The 17,574-nt window shown below is 42.2% G+C and carries 15 protein-coding genes; all 15 read right to left on the bottom strand.

Features of this window, described 5'->3' with window-relative positions; all coding sequences use genetic code 11:
- Positions 1–509: 509 nt before the first annotated feature.
- On the bottom strand, positions 510–1,610 hold the full coding sequence (gene spoVE, locus V6B33_RS08880; RefSeq protein ID WP_334217396.1) for a stage V sporulation protein E: 1,101 nt from the start codon (positions 1,608–1,610) through the stop codon (positions 510–512).
- Positions 1,611–1,722: 112 nt separating this feature from the next.
- Complete coding sequence (murD, locus tag V6B33_RS08875) at positions 1,723–3,075, bottom strand: UDP-N-acetylmuramoyl-L-alanine--D-glutamate ligase (RefSeq protein ID WP_334217395.1); 1,353 nt, start codon at positions 3,073–3,075, stop codon at positions 1,723–1,725.
- Entirely contained in the window at positions 3,076–4,050 is a 975-nt protein-coding gene (gene mraY / locus V6B33_RS08870; protein WP_334217394.1) for a phospho-N-acetylmuramoyl-pentapeptide-transferase, read from the bottom strand.
- 1 nt (position 4,051) lies between these two features.
- Positions 4,052–4,465, bottom strand: coding sequence for a hypothetical protein (locus tag V6B33_RS08865; protein WP_334217393.1), 414 nt, complete (start codon positions 4,463–4,465; stop codon positions 4,052–4,054).
- Between the two features lie 2 nt (positions 4,466–4,467).
- Positions 4,468–5,928 carry a UDP-N-acetylmuramoyl-L-alanyl-D-glutamate--2,6-diaminopimelate ligase gene (locus tag V6B33_RS08860; RefSeq protein WP_334217708.1) on the bottom strand — a complete coding sequence of 487 codons (1,461 nt, stop codon included), beginning with the start codon at positions 5,926–5,928 and terminating at the stop codon, positions 4,468–4,470.
- 251 nt (positions 5,929–6,179) lie between these two features.
- Entirely contained in the window at positions 6,180–8,096 is a 1,917-nt protein-coding gene (locus V6B33_RS08855) for a stage V sporulation protein D (protein WP_334217392.1), read from the bottom strand.
- A gap of 217 nt (positions 8,097–8,313) precedes the next feature.
- Positions 8,314–10,530 carry a penicillin-binding protein gene (locus V6B33_RS08850; protein WP_334217391.1) on the bottom strand — a complete coding sequence of 739 codons (2,217 nt, stop codon included), beginning with the start codon at positions 10,528–10,530 and terminating at the stop codon, positions 8,314–8,316.
- Entirely contained in the window at positions 10,530–10,898 is a 369-nt protein-coding gene (gene ftsL / locus V6B33_RS08845; protein WP_334217390.1) for a cell division protein FtsL, read from the bottom strand. Before ftsL ends, V6B33_RS08850 begins: the two co-directional genes overlap by 1 nt.
- A gap of 24 nt (positions 10,899–10,922) precedes the next feature.
- Positions 10,923–11,858 (bottom strand): 16S rRNA (cytosine(1402)-N(4))-methyltransferase RsmH, encoded by a 936-nt coding sequence (gene rsmH / locus V6B33_RS08840; protein ID WP_334217389.1) that lies wholly within the window; start codon positions 11,856–11,858, stop codon positions 10,923–10,925.
- A 37-nt stretch (positions 11,859–11,895) separates the two neighbouring features.
- Positions 11,896–12,327 carry a division/cell wall cluster transcriptional repressor MraZ gene (mraZ, locus tag V6B33_RS08835; RefSeq protein WP_334217388.1) on the bottom strand — a complete coding sequence of 144 codons (432 nt, stop codon included), beginning with the start codon at positions 12,325–12,327 and terminating at the stop codon, positions 11,896–11,898.
- Between the two features lie 218 nt (positions 12,328–12,545).
- Positions 12,546–14,165 carry a bacillithiol biosynthesis cysteine-adding enzyme BshC gene (bshC, locus tag V6B33_RS08830; RefSeq protein WP_334217387.1) on the bottom strand — a complete coding sequence of 540 codons (1,620 nt, stop codon included), beginning with the start codon at positions 14,163–14,165 and terminating at the stop codon, positions 12,546–12,548.
- A 97-nt stretch (positions 14,166–14,262) separates the two neighbouring features.
- Complete coding sequence (locus tag V6B33_RS08825; RefSeq protein WP_334217386.1) at positions 14,263–14,649, bottom strand: DUF3397 domain-containing protein; 387 nt, start codon at positions 14,647–14,649, stop codon at positions 14,263–14,265.
- A 2-nt stretch (positions 14,650–14,651) separates the two neighbouring features.
- On the bottom strand, positions 14,652–15,548 hold the full coding sequence (locus V6B33_RS08820) for a 2-dehydropantoate 2-reductase (protein WP_334217385.1): 897 nt from the start codon (positions 15,546–15,548) through the stop codon (positions 14,652–14,654).
- A gap of 149 nt (positions 15,549–15,697) precedes the next feature.
- Entirely contained in the window at positions 15,698–17,239 is a 1,542-nt protein-coding gene (locus V6B33_RS08815; RefSeq protein WP_334217384.1) for an acyl-CoA carboxylase subunit beta, read from the bottom strand.
- Between the two features lie 102 nt (positions 17,240–17,341).
- Positions 17,342–17,557: a biotin/lipoyl-binding carrier protein gene (locus V6B33_RS08810; RefSeq protein ID WP_334217383.1), complete on the bottom strand. Its 216-nt coding sequence runs from the start codon at positions 17,555–17,557 to the stop codon at positions 17,342–17,344.
- Positions 17,558–17,574 lie beyond the last annotated feature (17 nt).

The raw sequence follows: 17,574 nt of genomic DNA, 5'->3' as shown, positions 1-17,574 counted from the left end.
TACTCTTAAATATGAGTTTCCTTCTTCGTTATCATGAAGGCAATCGTTGTGAAAGAGAATGGACGGTTTTCAATCAGAAAGGTCTCTCTACGCTCCCTTAACTGTATAAAACATAATGAGCATCTTATTTTATCGTTATGTACACTCCACGGAATGGACTCGAAAAGAGAATAACACCTTGTATATTACACTCTTCCCCTCTATTCTAAACACCAAATCCATGTTATGAAAGGATGTCATTGAATTGTAAAAGTTTTGCTTAATAAAAGTAATATAACCTCCTATAATATTGAAAACCAATACACTTTCACAAGCTTCATTTATGTAATTAATTGTAACATCTAACCTTCAAATATCCTATTGTTATTTGAGTAAATATTAACGAACTGTTCTTTTTTCTCAAAAAAAAAAGAGCAACTTCCCGCCAATTTAACAATTCCCTCCCTTTTCTTCCTGAAATCAGGAAGGAAGGCATTGAATTAAATGGATGAGAAGCCAATCTTTATTGTTTAATTTCTTGAATAACGGCTTATGTTCAATAGTACTCCCACGGCCATGAGCATGAGGGTCAGTGAAGATCCCCCGTAGCTGAGGAACGGCAGCGTGATGCCCGTGACGGGCATCAACCCCGTCACCACACCGACATTGATCATGACTTGAATCGCGATCATCGAGACAATCCCCACTGCGAGGAAACTCCCGAATAAATCAGGTGCACCGAGTGCAATCCTGATTCCTCTCCACAAAATTAACGAAAAAAGGAGAAGAACAAAAGTTCCGCCGATAAAGCCCAACTCTTCTGCCAAAATGGCAAATATAAAATCATTTTGAGGTTCAGGTAAATAAAAGAACTTTTGTCTGCTCTCACCCAACCCCAATCCAAACAGCCCCCCCGGGCCAATTGCATACAGCGATTGAATGATTTGAAATCCGCTATTCAACGGGTCCTCCCAGGGATCGAGGAAAGAGGTGATTCGTTTTATCCTATAGGGTGCTGATAGTACTAAAGCCGCAAACCCTGCCAGTCCCGCTATTCCCAGCCAGGCAAAATGCATGACTCTTGCACCGGAAATAAATATCATCACCACACATGTACCGACCATTACTGTGCCTGTCCCTAAATCGGGCTGAAGCATGATCATGCCAAATGCAGAAAAGACCAACAGTAAAGATGGCAGCACCCCTTTTCTGAATGAAGTGATGTATCTCTGATTTTCTGATAGGTATTTTGCGAGGAAAGCAATCATAGCAAGCTTCATGAACTCTGAGGGCTGAATGGAAAATGCCCCCACCCCGATCCAGCTTCGGGAACCATTTCTCAGGACGCCGATTCCGGGGATCAGCACAAGCACGAGTAGAACAAAGCATATGATGATAAGAACTTTCGCCCAGTTTTTCCACGTCCAATATTCCACGTTCATAATGAAAAACATGGCGAAGACTCCTACAGCTGCAAAGAGCAATTGTCTTTTCGCAAAGAAAAATGAATCATCGAACTTGTAATCCGCCCATACAGCACTTGCACTGTACACCATAATTAACCCTACAGCCAAAAGCGTCAGGGTGACCATAATAAGGATAAAATCTGGAGTCGATTTTTTTAAAGGCAATCTTAACACCTCGAATAGACGTATTTGAGCCGCTTCAAGCAATACATACCGTTCCGCTTCTTAGATTGCCTTACCAGATGTCTAAGTGATGATGCTTTTGTTTGACAAGCCCTTAATAAAGGTTATGCACCGCTTCAATAAAAATGTCACCGCGTTCTTCAAAAGTTCGATATTGATCCCAGCTTGCACATGCAGGTGAAAGCAGGATCACATCTCCCTCATCAGAATGTTCATAAGCGGCAGGCACTGCCTTCTCAACATTATCGACACGCAGGATCGTTTGTATCCCTGCCTTTTGACCGGTCTGTTGTAATTTGTCAGCTGTCTCGCCAAATGTGATCAATACCTTCACATTTTTCAGATGAGGGATCAATTCATCGAAAGAGTTCCCTCTGTCCAGTCCGCCAGCCAATAATATAGTTGGCCCATCAAAGGCATTCAATGCACTTTTAGTAGCGAGACTGTTTGTTGCTTTTGAATCGTTGTAGAATTTTCTATTTTTTACTTCTTTTACGAATTGCGTCCGGTGTTTGACTCCTGTAAAAGTCCCCAGAACATGCATAATACTATCATTTGAGACTCCATACAGTTTCGATGCAGCGATTGCACACAGTATATTCTCAAGATTATGGGCCCCCGGCAGTACTACGGAAGATAACGGTCCGATGTATTCCTGTTGAAAATAGATTGCCCCGTCCTTAATATAAGCACCTTGATCCACTTCCTGTTTCGTCGAAAATGGAATGAGTTGTGCCTGTGTGAAATCGACAACATCACGAAGATGCGCCTGGTCTTGATTGATAATCAGATAATCTTCATTTGTTTGATTCCTCGTAATATTGGCTTTTGCTTTCCAATACTCATCGATGTTTCCGTGGTAATCAAGATGTGCATCATATAAATTGGTGATGATGGCGATATGTGGAGAGAACTCGTCGATCCCCATCAGTTGGAAAGAAGATAATTCCACTACCATTTTCTCATCACTTTTAGCAGATTGAGCAACTTCTGATGCAACTGTTCCGATATTACCTGCAATTAACGGCTTCTTCTTGTCTTCGCTCAGGATTTCATATAGTAATGTGGTTGTAGTCGTTTTACCATTCGTACCCGTAATCCCAATCATTTCAGCTTCAGACACTAAATAAGCAAGCTCTACTTCAGTAAATACAGGTATCCCTTTTTCGACCGCCCTTTTTATTAAAGGATTATCATATGGGATCCCCGGGTTTTTTACGACGTATTCAAAGCCCTCGTCCAACAGCTCTATCGGATGGCTTCCACAGATCACTTTAATTCCTTCCTGCAGCAGCCCTTGTGCCTCGGGATTCTCCGCCAAGGGCTTCTGATCGTTCACTGTCACAAAAGCTTCAAGCTTATGTAGTAATGAGGCGGCACTGACTCCGCTCTTCGCCAATCCTAATACAAGAACTTTTTTATGTTTGAACTTCGTTATTTTCTTCAATTATAACCACACCTCGATATAGATTCCTAATACAGCAAAAAGCAAACCAACCGTCCAAAATGTAACGACTACTCTCCATTCTGACCAGCCGACAAGCTCATAGTGGTGATGGAGAGGACTCATTTTGAAGATTCGTTTTCCAGTCGTTTTAAAAGAAGCAACTTGTAAAATAACCGATAATGTTTCAATGACGAAAACTCCGCCGATCAAAATCAGGATAATTTCTAATTTTGTTAAAATCGCAATCGCTGCTATCGCACCTCCAAGGGCAAGAGAACCGGTATCGCCCATGAATACTTTGGCTGGATGGGCGTTAAATACTAAAAATCCAAGAACGGCTCCGACAACTGCCACACTGAAGATCGATACATCATATTGACCCTGATTCCATGCAAGAACTGCGAGTGCTCCGAAAGCAATGGCCGATGTTCCTGATACCAATCCATCCAATCCATCAGTCAAGTTAACCGCATTTGAAAATCCGACAAGCCAGAATATGATGAACAATATATACATCCAGCCAAGGTCGAATGAGACGTCAGTCAATGGGATCGATACTGTAGTAGGGAAGTCATTCTGCTTAAAGACAAGATAGAAAATGACCGAAATGATGATTTGGCCAAGCAGCTTCTGTTTGGATGTCAGTCCAAGATTCCGTTTCATGACAACCTTGATGAAATCATCCAAAAATCCAAGAAGTCCGAAACCAACGGTAACAAGAAGCATCAAATATGTTTCCGGTCCAGGTTCTGAATATTTCCCGGTCATAACAAACGTTGTGATGACGATCGACAGTAAAAATACAATCCCGCCCATGGTTGGGGTACCTGTTTTCTTTTGGTGGGACTGAGGTCCCTCATCCCTAATGCTCTGACCAAATTTTAATCTTCTCAAGAAGGGAATGAATATCGGTGCCAGCAGCACTGTGATGAGAAATGCCATGATGATAGTAAAAAAGATAACTTGTTCAAGCACTTCATTCCCCTCCTTTCTGTTTCTTCTGATCTTTCAAACTTCCTGCATCAATTGATTTAATTAAATTGGATTCACTATTACATATAAACTTCGTCATAATTTCCCACTTTTCTTGATTGTTTTTTTGTTTGTAAAAATGGATAAGTTCGTTAAAAGCCGATTGAACATCTTTCACGATGAACAAAGGAAAATGATTGGGTACGAATCGAGGTACCTCTTCTTTGCCGTCCCATAATGATGCGATGGCCCCATTGTTTATACTCTCGAAAAGGTGATCATGCGATACCAATGGGACATATAAGCCTTTTTCAAGACGTATATCGTACAGGGGTGACACGGCATGAAATCCTACACCATTAAGCTGGATGCCCCGGGTATGTGGAAAAATCGACTTTACATCTTCATAAAAGAGCATGATTACATCTCCCTTATGATTTGCTTTGCAACGTCACGGTCATCGAAATCAAATACTTCAAGCCCGATGATCTGATAGGTTTCATGACCTTTGCCTGCAATAAGAACAACGTCATCCGCTTCAGCAAGGGAAATCGCTTCTTTTATCGCGTCTTTTCGATCGGGTATCAATTTATATTGTTTGCCGACTACTCCCGCTTCCATATCCTTAAGGATCTCCATCGGGTTTTCAGTACGGGGATTATCAGAAGTGAAGATGGCAAAGTCTCCATAATCACAAGCAATTTCTGCCATGATTGGACGTTTGATTTTGTCACGGTCCCCGCCGCAACCGACTACAACGATAATCTTTCCCTCAGTAATGGTTTGAATGGTTTCCAAAACGTTTTTTAAACCATCGGGCGTATGAGCGTAGTCAATAATAACAGAGAAGGACTGCCCTTCGACAACTGATTCAAATCTCCCTCTGACCCCCTGGGCTTTTTCAAGGCATTGAACAGATTGTTCAATGGGGATGCCTGCAGCAGAAGCTGCAGCCAAGGCAGCTAATGCATTGTAAACATTGAACCTACCCGCCAGGCCCAGAACCATATCTTTTTCCCCGAACGGGCTGACCATTCTAAACGAAGACTCCACAGCATTCAACTGTAAGTCCTTTGCATAAAAATCTGCTTCATGCGATAAACCATAGGTAAAAACATGGGCAGCTGTCGACTTGATGAAGTACTCTGCCGCCGCATCATCTTTATTGATAATGGCATATTTAGGAGTTTTTTTAAAATAAGTATTTCCTAATTGAGAGAACAATAAGCCTTTGGCATTCCGATAATCATCCATTGAACGATGATAATCGAGATGGTCCTGGGACAAGTTGGTGAACACGGCAATATCATAGTCACAACCATGCACCCTGCCTTGATCAAGGGCATGCGAGGAGACTTCCATTATGGCAGAAGTGATCCCTTTCTGACAAAAACGGCTGAATGTCTGCTGCAGGGTCAAACTGTCGGGCGTCGTATTATGACTGACTTCAAGCTCATCACCTGCTTTAATATGCATGGTTCCTATAAGGCCGGTCTTTATTCCGTTCCCGGAAAAAACTTGTTCGATCAGATGAGTAGTAGTCGTCTTGCCATTCGTCCCTGTCACACCGACTAACATTAATTGGTGTGAAGGTTGTTTATAGAAATAATCGGCAAGGACTGCCATGGCTTTTTTTGTATCAGGTACAAGTATCAGTGGTATGTTAACATCTACTTTCCTTTCTGCAAGAATAGCAGCTGCACCATTCATCTCTGCAACGTGGGCGAGAGTATGGCTATCGACCTCCAAGCCTTGTATGCAGATAAATAAGTCACCATTCATAACTTTCTTATGGTGATTCGCGATGTTTGAAATAGCTGGATTTCCTTCACCATGTACTTTATAGAACGGCAGTACCTCCAGCAAAGTGTGCAATCTCATCATTTCAACTCCTCACAGGTAGAAAGCAACCTTTTTATATTTTACATAAAAACAGGCTTGAAAGCTATCAACCTTTTAACTTAGTTCTTTTTTTTTGGTACTGAAAACCGCGCTTTTGATTTCCGTGCAAGACTTCGTTTTCGAAGAGCGGCCGATATGCATGTCTCGCTTCTGACGCAGGAGTCTTCGTCTTGCACGCCGATCAAAAGTTGGGAACGACTACAAAATCAGATTAGCTATTAAACCAAAGTCTATTCAGAAAGGTAAATCCGTACTGTGGATCCCTGATTGATTTTCACACCCGGGTCCGGTGACTGATTAACCACTTTATCCCCGCTTCCGCTAATATCAAGGTTTAAGTTGACAAGCTGTTCCTGCAGCTCTTTTTTAGTTAAGCCAATCAAGTCAGGTGTTTCAATCAAGGGAATGTCATCCCATTTCATTTTCTTTTCGATTTGACCCTTTCTTTTCGGCACCCCCATAGCTACCAGACTATCTCCGATGATGCTGCCGGCAATAGGGGCAGCTACGACCCCGCCAAATTGGATGGTTCCTTTAGGATTGTCAACCGCAACATACACTACAATCTCTGGATCATCTGCCGGTGCAACACCCATGAATGAAACAATATGATTATTCTCCAAGTACTTTCCATCCTTGGCTTTTTGGGCAGTACCTGTTTTCCCTCCTACCCTGTAGCCATCTACAAAAGCGTTTCCACCTGTACCTTGTGCGACTACGCTTTCCAGTGCTTCCCTTATTTGTTTGGATGTTTCTTCAGAAATCACCCGTTTCTTCATCTGGGGGGATTTCCTCATAACGACTTCGTTCGTTTTCGGGTCTACCAGTTCTTTTGCAATATACGGCTGGTATAAAACCCCTCCATTAACAGCAGCAGAGACAGCAGCCACCTGTTGGATGGGGGTTACGGCAACACCCTGCCCAAACGCAGTCGTTGCTTGTTCAACCGGTCCCACACGATCAATATTAAATAGTATCCCCTTCCCTTCCCCTTGAAGGTCAATCCCGGTTTTTTGGCCGAATCCAAAGTCTTTGATATATTTAAACAATGTTTCCTTGCCAAGACGTTCTCCAAGCTCTACAAAACCGGGGTTGCATGAGTTCTGTACCACTTCAAGGAAGGTTTGAGTCCCATGCCCCCCTCTTTTCCAGCAATGCAGTGTAGAACCCGCCACTTCCACATGACCGGAATCGTGGAACTTGTCATTATATAAATCTACTTTTTTCTCTTCCAGTGCAGCTGCAAGAGTAATGATCTTAAAGGTCGAACCTGGTTCATACGTGCTCCATATCGGCAGGTTTCGGTTGTAAATTTCCTGAGGGACATTGCGAAAGTTAGCAGGGTCAAATGTCGGCCTGCTTGCCATAGCCAAAATTTCACCATTTTTCGGATTCATTGCGATGGCGATCATACCGTCGGGATTGTAGGTAGCCTGTGCAATATCCAATTCCCTTTCAACAATGGTTTGAACCTTTGTATCAATTGTCAGTTTCAGATTCAGTCCATTCTCCGGATCCTCAAAGTCATCAGCCATATCTCCCATCCTTTTCCCTTTTGCATCGGAGAAGAATTTAACATATCCCTTATCACCTGTCAGTTCCTCATCATAGGAAAGTTCAAGTCCCATCAGACCTTGATTATCGATCCCGGCAAACCCCAGCACATGGGATAAGTAACTTCCATAAGGATAATACCGCTTGGAGTCTTCCCCAAGGTAAACTCCTTTCAAATTCAGGTCTCTGACTTCCTTTGCTTTATCATAAGATAGTTTCCTCGCTTCTTTAATCAATACCATACTCGCCTGCTGTGTTACATATTTATATGCAGTCTCCACTGAAATATTAAGAACTGGAGCCAGTTTTTCAGCGGTCCCTTGAGGGTCAGTAATTTGTCTTGGAACGACAAAAATGGTCGGTGCACTCTGATTTGCCGCTAATTCCACACCATTACGGTCTACTATTTTACCCCTCTCAGGCTGAAAAGGAATATTCCGGCTCCAGGAATCTTTTGCACGGCTTGTCAGCATATCCCCCATGAAAAATTGTACATAACCCAGTCTCAAGTCAATAATGGAAAATATCAATACTCCCACAATCAGAGCAATCGCTAATCTTTTTCTTACCGTTACATTCGATACTCTTTTCACAAATGGACCTCCCCTTCTATGGCTCGTTCCATTATATGCTTGGACACACAAGGGTATGTATGACTTTATTGGGTCTTGGATCAGCTAATTCTGATAATATGATGGTTTTCTACAATAAAAAAGGCGGACATTTTCATGTGATCACCCCTGACCGAATTGACTCAGCATTTCGGATAGGGATTGACCACAATGATTGTCCACGCTTTCTTTTACACCATTAATTCAAGGGAGGCTCTTCCCCGGAATCTTCTTCGGTTTCAGCTTCTTTTTGTTTCTGCAGTTGTTCTTCCGGCGTTTTAAAGTTTACCACGAGAGGTTCATTTTCATTTACAGGTGTATCAGGCTGAATGTTTTGACTCACCGCAAAACCGTTCCCAACCATATTGATCCTGAGTTCTGCAATATTCGCTATTTTGAAAACGTCTCTAATTGACCAGCCTTTCATACTCGGAATGGTAATGTCCTCATCTGTCCTGATGATGACTTTTCCACCTTCCAGCATTTCACTTCCCGGCTGAGGCAATTGTTTGATTATCTCGGATCCGTTACCGACGACTACCGGATCAGCACCGGCTTTTTTTATTTCTTTCTTGGCTTCGTCCACACTTAAGCCTGTGAGGTCGGGGATTTGTTCTTGTTTCAAGTTCACCTTTTCCTGTGGTTTGATGTTTAAGTACTTCAAGCTGTTCTGCATAACCGGTTTAAACACATCAGATACTGGATCTGACCCTATCTCGGTCGGCTTCAATTCTGGTTCCTGCACACCTACGTACACAATCAGCTGAGGATTATCAGCAGGTGCCATTCCCATAAACGAAAATAGATAGTTCTCTTTGCCGTATCTATATCCACCGGTTTCAGGGTCGGGGATTTGAGCAGTTCCTGATTTACCTGCTACACTGTACCCTTCAATTGCAAATCTGGTACCTGTCCCATGTTCAGATGTAACCGTCGACTCTAAGTATTCCCTTGTTTTCTCGGCTGTTTCTTTCGAAATGGGATTCCCTACTACTTCAGGTTTTGTTTCTTTTACAATCTCCTTTGTATTCGGGTCCACAACTTTCGAAATGACATAAGGTTTCATCATCTTCCCATCGTTGGCAATCGCAGATTCTGCCTGGACCATTTGTAATGGGGTGACAGTCGTACCCTGTCCGAAAATGGTTGTATATTTCTCAATCGGATAATGATAAAGGATGGATCCTGATGCTTCATGCGGCAAGCCTACATTTGTAGGTTCCCCGAATCCGAAATCATGAAGGTACCCTTCGAATTTCTTAAACCCGATTTTATCAAGCAAATAAGCAAATGCTACATTGGAGGAACGCTGAACCCCTTCCAGGAAGGAAATAGTCCCCCACCCTTCCCCGCCATTATGGTCACGGATAGGGTTCGGAACATTATCCACCTTATATGTTCCCGATTGGTATGTTTCGTTTGGGTTGAACTTCCCTTCATTCACGGCTGCAGCTAGTGAGAATGACTTCATTGTTGACCCCGGCTCGATCGTTTCTTCTACTATTGTATTCGTCCAGTTATCAAGCAGCCCGTCTCGAGTATCCGGATGGAAAGTAGGCCTCTGGGTCATGGCCAGGATTTCCCCAGTCGTGGGATCGGCAACAATCGCAAACATTTCCTTAGGTTTATATTGTTTCTGAACCTGATTCATCGCTTCTTCGAGGAAGGTCTGTATCTTCTTATCAATAGTTAAGTAGATATCATTCCCATCCTGCGGAGGCGTGACATGTTCTTCAGAGTTGGGAAGTAAATAACCCCAGACATCACTTTTATACTTAACCGATCCGTTCTTTCCACTCAGGATGTCATTGAAGCTTTTTTCGATTCCCATTTTCCCGGTTGTTACAGATTCTCCGTCATCATTCGCGGTTTTTTGCGCAAAACCGATCAAATGAGAAGCAAATGTCCCATTGGGATAGAATCGCTTGGATTCTTTCCTGAAGGTTATACCAGGAAGTTCCTCTTCTTTAATATCAAGCATTAATTGATGGGAAAGCGCGCGTCCGGCTGAACCGAATTCAACCTGATAGGCACCCTCGGTATTTAGCTTTTCATATATCTCGCTTTCTTTCATGTCGATGAACTGGGAAAGTTCCCTCGCAGTCTTTTCCGGGTCAGTCACATGTTTGGGGTTTTTTGGATCATTGGTCACGGTGGGGCTGAGGACAGCAACCAGTGTATATGCGGAAGTATCCTCTGCGATCACCTCGCCTTTATGGTCAAAGATGGTCCCCCGGTGTGCTTCAAGTATTCTGCTTTTAATATATTTTTCTGCAGCCTGGGATGCAAGCACCTTACCTTCAGCTTCTCCCGTTACTTGAATCGTGATGAAACGCACCATTAATACAAAAAAGAGCAAGCCGAAAATCCCGAAAAGGATGGCTGCCCCTATGTTCATACTTGGTCTTTTTTTCATTATTGTTCAACAACCTTCACATTCTTTTCTTTTAAGTTAAGTCCGAGCTCTTTTGCCTTTTCCAAAATTCGTTCGTATGTGCTTAACTCACTGATTTGAAGCTTAAGATCATTGTTTGCCTTCTCTTGTTTTTCAACGGCGGTTTCCATCACTTGTACTTCTTTATTTACATCGTAGATAGCAGCTTGTGTTTGAACGATCTGTACAGCTAAGAAGCAAAATACCACTGCAAAGATTGCGACTAGAATTTTTTCTCCTGGTGTAATGACAGATCGCTGCTCTTTTCTCAGGGGCTGAGGATTCACTTGTATTGATTGGTTTGACTGGTCTGCCTGCTGCCTTTCAAAGTTTCTGGCTAAGTTACTCATAACTGCTCCCTCCCATTTCCTTTTTTATCTGTTTTTTTCTGCAATTCTTAACTTTGCCGATCTGGCTCTATTGTTTTCTGCGAGTTCTTCCTCGCTCGGTAAGATTGGTTTTCTTGTTACCAGCTTGACTTCCGGTTCATATTCTTTCGGTATGATCGGCAATCCCGGCGGTAAGTCCGGTCCGGCGGCTTTTTCTTTAAACATCGTCTTGCACATCCGGTCTTCGAGTGAGTGGAATGTAATTACGCTGACTCTTCCGCCTTTAGAAAGCATTTCAATTGCCTGCTCCAACGAGTCCTCAAATGCACCCAGTTCATCATTCACTGCAATCCGGATTGCCTGGAACACTCTTTTCGCAGGGTGCCCTCCCTTTCTTCTGGCAGGGGCTGGGATTCCTTCCTTAATCAATTCCACAAGCTCACTAGTCGTTTCAATCGGTTTAGACTCCCTGGCAGCTTCTATTTTCCTTGCAATTTGCTTTGAGAATTTTTCTTCTCCATAACGGTAAAAGATTCGGACAAGGTCTTCAAATGACCAGTGATTCACCACATCAAAAGCTGATACATCTCCTTCGAGGTCCATCCTCATGTCAAGCGGGGCATCATGATGATAACTGAACCCTCTTTCCGGTGTATCAAGCTGGGGAGATGATACTCCCAGATCGTAAAGTATTCCATCTACATTATGTACTCCAAGCTGCTCAAGCTCATCTTTTAAATGACGGAAATTTGATTGCACGAAAGTTACCTTCCCAAGGTGGGGCAATAGCTTTTCTCTTGCGTGGTTAATGGCGGTTTCATCCTGATCGAAGCAATAGAGATGCCCTTCCTCCGATAATTGGCTGAGCAGATACTCGCTATGGCCAGCCCCTCCCAGTGTGCAATCCACATAAACCCCGTCTTTTCTGATATTCAATCCATCTACTGTTTCCTTCAATAATACAGTTGTATGTTTAAACATGTTGAAGTCACCTTTCCAATCGAACGTTTTTGATCTTTTAAATATCAAACCCTATCATATTCTCAGCAAGTTCTGCAAAAGAATCTTCAGACTCTGTGAAGTAGTCTTCCCATAAAGCCTTACTCCAAATCTCAATCCGATTGGAAACTCCAAGAATAACGCATTCCTTATCAAGCTTGGCATAATTGACAAGAGTAGAAGGGATGTTAATTCTTCCCGTCTTGTCCAATTCACTTTCTGTAGCTCCAGAAAAGAAGAAACGCGTAAAGGCACGGGCATCTTTCTTTGTAAGTGGTAAAGCCTTCAACTTTTCTTCGAGCGCCGTCCATTCATCCATTGGATAGCCGAATAAGCACTGATCTAATCCACGGGTGATGACAAATGACTCTCCAAGAGAATCGCGGAACTTGGCAGGCACAATTAAACGGCCTTTATTATCAATGTTATGATGATATTCGCCCATGAACATATGCACTGCCCCCACTTTCTAACACAAATGTACCACATCCCCCCACTTTTCTCCACTGTTTTCTAAATTCTCTTTTTATAAAATATTTCCTTTAACTTTTTTTAGCCTTTTTCTCCCTTTTCCTGACAGAGTAAAGAAAAAAATTTGTCTTTAAAGCACACAAAAAGGACTTCTTTCGGCCTTTATTGCGAAAGAAGTCCTTGATATTAAATCTGTTATTACACGTACACTACTTTATGTGTCCCATCAAATTCCATTTGGAGGGAGGTTACGTCTTGAATGAAGTTTTCCCCGTACTTATTCAGGAAATAAAGGGTGTTCCAGGTTCTCTCCTGCGGACCTTCATTTGGACGGAGACAATTTTCTACTTTAGCGAAGTCAGAAAATGTTTTTTCATATTTATCCTTTAGAGCCTTATCCGTTCTCTTTCTCAAGTAATCAAATTGATGAAGGTGGATGGACAGATTTTTATCCACTATTTGATTCAATCCCCGGTGGATACGCTCTGATTTTTCACGGATATGAGTGTATTTTTGCTGGAGAAATTGTTCGAGCTCTGCAATTTCTCTTTCTAAAGAGGGTTCTTTAATAGAACACCAATATTCCTCGCGTTTTTCGGATACACCTTCAATTAATACCTGTGTCAATGACAGGCCGAGGGAAGCCAGTTTCTTCTCAACCTCACGTTCAACGATGGTGATACTTAATCTCGGGACTACCGGAGGGATTTTCAAGCCTGAATGTTCAAACACTTTCTTCAATTCACCCCAGTAGGCGATTTCACCTGGACCGCCAATAAAAGCAAGGGTGGGAAATAACCATTCCTGCATCAATGGTCTGGTTACGACATTGTTGCTGAATCTTTCAGGAGCCTCATCCAGCATCTTCAATATCCCTTCCATCGTAATGGTATCTCCGGCATTTTTTTCTTTAAAAGCAGACCCTTCTCTTTCCAGTAATGCCCTTTCATCATTTATGGAGATGAATAAGTTGGCCGCATTAGGAGAGATGTCCAATTGTGTAGAGAAACCATTATTCCTTATTTCTTCCTGCTGCTCCAGAACTGCATTTGTGATACTCTGACTGCTCTCGATCAAATGATGAAAGTGATTCTTTTCTATCTTTCTTAATGCAGGGTACGCCGAATCGATTACCAATAATCCAAAATCCTTGAACAAGTGCATGACAAAATGTGCAAAGAACCGTACTATATCGCCCTCTCTCTCTATCATTTGATTTAATTCAGAGACAAGCTTTTTAGTATGGCGAGATTCGCCAAGTGCCTGGATGATCTCATTCACCCAATTCTTCATTACGTTTTTATCGAAAGAGATATCCGATGTCATTTTCTTTTCGAGCACTCTTTCCGGATACCCGAACTTCTCCATTTGAATTCCTTTTTCCTGATATATGTGGTTTACTTCCTGATAATCATGGTCTTCCCCTGCAATCCAGAATACGGGTACCACTGGATGGTCCAAAGCACTTTCCTGTTCCTGTGCCAACTTAATGACCGAAATGATTTTATGTATGGTATATAATGGACCAGTCAACAATCCGGCCTGCTGACCCGCCACTACGGAAACCGCACCTGATCTCAGTTTCTTTAATGATTCTTCCACTTTACGTGAAGATGGCAAGTCCCTCATATATGAGGCAATACAATCTGTGAGTTCTTCACGGTCGAAATCACGAATGGTCAAATCGTTCAATCGTTCCCGATAGACATCTGGCTGATTAATATTATAGTGAAAGAAAGAAGTCACAGGTTCTTTTTGTTTTATATAAAGTGAAGCAAACTGGTTGATAGCCGGAATATTCAGATTCTCCAATTCCATATGAACTACTACTCCTTTTCTAGCTCTTTATTTCCTAACGAAGAGTATAACATTTCAATTAATGAAAAGGAAAAAAACTGCCTCTCATAGGATCTACTTAATTCAATTCAATGATCCTGAGTATCAATCCTGTTACCATCAACGCAATATAAGCTGCAAAGGACAGGAGAAAGTTAATCCTCCACAAACCCCTAAGCACCTTCGGATAGTGAATTTCCCCTTTGGCCTTCCAATACAATATGGCAAAAATCAAACCCACGGAGCAAACACTTAGAAAAATCAACCATAAATAAGATGTATCCCATATGGCAAGCACGATAAAATGGACAGAAACCATCAACAGTAACGTGGTCACATCAATCGCGAGATGTACTGCTTTCTTGTGATTTTTCATCACTTCCTTCGCTATGATGAAGCTGATGAAATATCCCAAGAATGGAATAATGACAAATATGGCAATCACCGTAGAAAAAATGGAAGCCACTTCTACCCCCCCTGACCTTCTCTTTCAATTCCTTTTACTAATTCGTAAAGTGTATTCATGATGGGTACAAAATGGTCTTCTTTTTCCGCTTTGATCAATAAAGATCCCAGAATGGTCTCAATTTCTGTTTTCCTTTTCTCTTCTATATCCTTCAACATGGAGGATCGATTATCAGAAGTGCCAAGACATATATCGATTATCTCCTGGAAGTGTATGTAGTTCTTCATATGTGGGAAGAGTGTAAGCAATTCTTCAAATAAGGTATGTTGAATATGGAGGAAGTGTGGATTATCAGGTAATCTGCCATTCTCAACTCCAGCAATTGCTGTAAGGGGATTGACCAGGACATTCACAAACAACTTCTTTAACATCATTACTTCATGATCGTCATGAATAAGGAAAGGAAAATATTCTATTTGCTGTATTAATAATTCTTCTGCACGATTCAATTCTCCTTTAATTAAGGCAAGATTTGTCTTGCCGATTCCGAGATGAATCACTGAATGATCATTTTCTTTTAATGCCCCGTGTTCCACTGAGCCGGCCAGAAGAGTCAAATGAGGGAGCGATTTTACCCTGTCTAAATGACCGATGCCATTTTGGAGAAACAACAGAGGGATCTGTTGGTCCGTCTCCTTTAGAATCTTCAGTACAGAATCGAGGTCATATTCTTTAACAGCAATGATAATTAAATCATATGAAGACATTTTCCCTGAAAGGATTTCACCCTTCAAATATGAAGTTATTGAACGATCAGATCTCTTGAGCGTGACACCAAGGCGGTTAACAAGATTCACCTGTTCAATTCTTCTGACTAAAAGAGTGACATCAAATTTTTTGCTTAAATAAGAGGAAAAGAGAAGCCCGACTGCCCCTCCCCCGATAATTCCAATGTTCATAATTTCTCCTTCACCAGAATCGATTTGTATAACTAACCTTAGTTTAGCAAATTTTTCAGAGGCAGAAAACAATAGGTGTAAAGATTGTTGAAATAAAAAACTTGTCCCCGATCATACTCAGGGACAAGTCTGAAGTCAGGGGAGGTTCTTTACACCGGATACACAGGGTGCTTTCTCTCACTGAATTGGACATCTTTCGTTTCATACAATTTATAACGTTCTATTAATACAGAACGCAGTTCATTGGGAGCCGTGATTTCATCAACGATTAACTCAGAGGCCAATTTATAGATATCGATATGTTCTTTATATTCCTGTTGTTTCTCTTGAACATATTTAATTCGTTCTTTCGGGTCTTCAATCGCTTGGATTTTATTCGAATAAACCGCATTTACCGCGGCTTCAGGGCCCATCACGGCAATTTGGGCGGTCGGGAGGGCAATGCAGACATCGGGATCAAAGGCAGGACCTGCCATTGCATATAATCCCGCTCCATATGCTTTCCTTACGATAACTGATATTTTAGGAACAGTAGCAGAACTCATTGCTGCGATGAGCTTGGCTCCATGCCTGATAATTCCTGCTCTTTCTACTTTTGTTCCAATCATAAAGCCTGGAACATCAGCCAGGAATAATAAAGGAATATGGAAAGCATCACATAACTGGATGAATTTAGCACCTTTGTCGGCAGAGTCATGGAATAGGACGCCGCCTTTCACCTTTGGCTGATTGGCAATGATCCCAACCACTTTCCCGTCCATGCGCGCAAAGCCCGTGATTAATTCCGATGCAAACAATTTCTTCATTTCAAAGAAGCTGCCTTCGTCAATCAGTGTATTAATCCCCTCATACATATCAAATGGAGCATTCTGATGCTGAGGAATGATATCCTCAAGCAACTTTTCTGTTTTTGGGGCAAGTCCTTCTTCCACAGACGGCTTCTCTTTGTAATTTGCCGGGAAGTAACCAAGATATCTTTTCGCTTCTTCAATTGCTTCTTCTTCCGATACAGCCAATAGATCCCCGCATCCGCTGACAGTGCAGTGCATTCTTGCCCCGCCCATTTCTTCAAGTGTAACTTTTTCACCGATAACCTTTTCAGCCATACGAGGAGAGCCGAGGTACATGGAAGCATTGCCATCTACCATGATTACGATATCACAGAACGCAGGAATATAGGCACCGCCTGCGGCAGAAGGTCCGAAGAGTATGCAAACCTGAGGCACCATGCCTGACATTTTCACCTGATTGTGAAAAATCTTTCCCGCTCCCCGTCTGTTAGGGAACATTTCAAGCTGATCGGTAATACGTGCTCCTGCGGAATCCACCAGATAAAAGATAGGCACTTGCAAACGCAAAGCGTTTTCCTGTATGCGTATTATTTTTTCGACGGTACGGGCACCCCATGATCCAGCTTTTACAGTGGAGTCATTTGCCATGACACAGACCGTTTGCCCGGCTACTTTCCCAATAGCTGTCACTACCCCGTCCGCTGGTAAATCATCCGCTTTATTGTTGGCAAACATTCCATCTTCCTGATAATCACCATTATCGAATAATTGCTGTAGACGATCCCGAACAAACATTTTCTTTTGCTCTTTTAATTTTTCATGGTATTTCGGCAGGCCGCCGGCATTTATTCTTTCTTTTGTTTCATTGAGTGTATCGATAAATGTTTTAGATGCAGTCATATAAATCCCCCTTGGTTCGTTATGTAATGATGCCGATTTTACCTCTGTTCGCTTACCCAGGAAGACTCCCCAGTAAAACATGCGGTAACATCTAAAGTTTCTTTAGCCTTCAAGTACGAGCAGCACGTCGCCTTCGTTTACAAAGTCTCCGACGTTTACTTTCACTTCGGAAATCTTGCCTTCCACTTCCGCTTCGACCGGGATTTCCATTTTCATCGATTCAAGCATGAGTACCGTATCGCCCGCAGAAACACTGCCTCCTTGTTCCACTAAAACATTTAATACTGTTCCTGCCATTGCTGCTGTAATTTCTTTCATGTCCTTTTCCTCCATTT

Origin of the sequence: Mangrovibacillus sp. Mu-81 (genome assembly GCF_036867415.1) — a bacterium.
Lineage (GTDB): Bacteria > Bacillota > Bacilli > Bacillales > Bacillaceae_B > Rossellomorea.
Note: the sequence above shows the minus strand (reverse complement) of the source record. Positions and strands in the feature narration are given on the sequence as shown.

Excerpts from the sequence above, each read along its gene's own strand:
- V6B33_RS08850 (WP_334217391.1), bottom strand. The coding sequence starts at position 10,530 with ATGAAAAAAAGACCAAGTATGAACATAGGGGCAGCCATCCTTTTCGGG.
- rsmH (WP_334217389.1), bottom strand. The coding sequence starts at position 11,858 with ATGTTTAAACATACAACTGTATTATTGAAGGAAACAGTAGATGGATTG.
- V6B33_RS08820 (WP_334217385.1), bottom strand. The coding sequence starts at position 15,548 with ATGAACATTGGAATTATCGGGGGAGGGGCAGTCGGGCTTCTCTTTTCC.
- mraZ (WP_334217388.1), bottom strand. The coding sequence starts at position 12,327 with ATGTTCATGGGCGAATATCATCATAACATTGATAATAAAGGCCGTTTA.
- V6B33_RS08810 (WP_334217383.1), bottom strand. The coding sequence starts at position 17,557 with ATGAAAGAAATTACAGCAGCAATGGCAGGAACAGTATTAAATGTTTTA.
- V6B33_RS08815 (WP_334217384.1), bottom strand. The coding sequence starts at position 17,239 with ATGACTGCATCTAAAACATTTATCGATACACTCAATGAAACAAAAGAA.
- V6B33_RS08860 (WP_334217708.1), bottom strand. The coding sequence starts at position 5,928 with ATGAGATTGCACACTTTGCTGGAGGTACTGCCGTTCTATAAAGTACAT.
- V6B33_RS08865 (WP_334217393.1), bottom strand. The coding sequence starts at position 4,465 with ATGCTCTTTTATGAAGATGTAAAGTCGATTTTTCCACATACCCGGGGC.
- ftsL (WP_334217390.1), bottom strand. The coding sequence starts at position 10,898 with ATGAGTAACTTAGCCAGAAACTTTGAAAGGCAGCAGGCAGACCAGTCA.
- bshC (WP_334217387.1), bottom strand. The coding sequence starts at position 14,165 with ATGGAATTGGAGAATCTGAATATTCCGGCTATCAACCAGTTTGCTTCA.